Annotated in this window: 1 protein-coding gene; it reads left to right on the top strand. The window is 40.9% G+C overall.

Features of this window, described 5'->3' with window-relative positions; all coding sequences use genetic code 11:
- Positions 1–1029, top strand: a 1029-nt coding sequence (locus tag ACFIK8_RS09045; protein ID WP_375669229.1) for an autotransporter outer membrane beta-barrel domain-containing protein, incomplete at its 5' end; no start/stop codon positions are given.
- Between the last annotated feature and the right edge of the window lie 311 nt (positions 1030–1340).

Below are 1340 nucleotides of genomic sequence, written 5' to 3' on the forward strand. Positions count from 1 at the left end.
GAAGTAAGTGATTCTGCGTATACTTCTACGGTTTCTAAAAATAGATTTCCTGAACAGGCTGTAAGATCTGTTGTTCCGCAAGTTCCGACTTATTTGCTGTTACCAAATAGCTTATTCCATGCTGGTTTGGTGAATATTAGCAACCAAAATAAGCATGTGGAGAGACTGCGGGCCACTGCTGTGGGAATGTCAAGAATTCATGAAAACCCTGCTTTATTCTTGCGTGGCTATGCTGGTCATTACCGTTATTCCTCAAACCTTTCCGCTCTTGAATATGGTTACGGAGGGGAGCTTGGTTATAATGCACTTGAGGCAGGTGTTTTGCTCAAAACAATCGAGAATGCTTATAGTAACACATTTTTTGGAGTTATAGGGGCTTATGAGAGACTTTCTTTGCAGCCTTTAGCTGTTGAACAAAGCCAGAAAAGCGCATTTGATAAATGGTCAGTGACAGCCTATGGTACCATGCAGTATGATGCCGGCTTTTATGTGGATGGTCTTCTCTCTTATGGTTTGTTTAAGGGTGATGTCCTGACTCTTGCACGTGGCAAGACGGCAACATTAAAGGGAAATCCGCTCAGTGTTTCATTGACAGGTGGTCAGTCATTTGCAACTGGATATGAAGGATTTGTTTTTGATCCCCAAGTCCAGGTTGTTTATCAGCATCTCCGGATTAATCCGGCCCGTGATATTGACAACTTTGAGATTGAGCTTGGAAAACTTGATCAATGGGCGATGCGTGTGGGTGGCCGTTTAACAAAGACCTTTCCTGTAACCGATGAGGCACGTGTTGTTTCCTTCTATAGTAAGTTTTACCTTGCGCATGGATTTGATGGAAAGCAATCAGTCCATTTCAAAGATGCTTTCCAATTAGGTGCTTTTGGTTCTTCTTTAGAAGCTGGATTAGGTTTTAATGCTCGATTGTCTTCAAAGTTTGCCCTTCATGGTGATCTTGTTTATCAGCATAAGCTTAGCAAGGCTGGTTTTTCTGGAACGAGTTTTGTGGGGGGACTGCGTTATCAGTTTTAGGATAAGATATATAAGATATAGTACACACTTTGATCTAAAGGCAGCACAGTGTGCTGCCTTTTTTGTTTATAAAATCTGCGTTGATTTCTCAAAAGTTCTTCACCCTTTTGATATTCACGAACAAAAGTCACCATATTTTTTCTTATAAAGAGGGAGATTTTATTCTAGGGGATTTCAAGATAGTGGGGGCTTTCAGTGTACGTGTAACTTGCTTAAAATATTCTGCTTTAGGTGCTCTGATTTATCCGCCATATACTTAATTGCACCCTCAAAGCTAGGTTTTCTAAGACCAGTTTTCCTGTTGCGCTATA

The organism is Bartonella sp. MR168JLCBS (genome assembly GCF_042194175.1).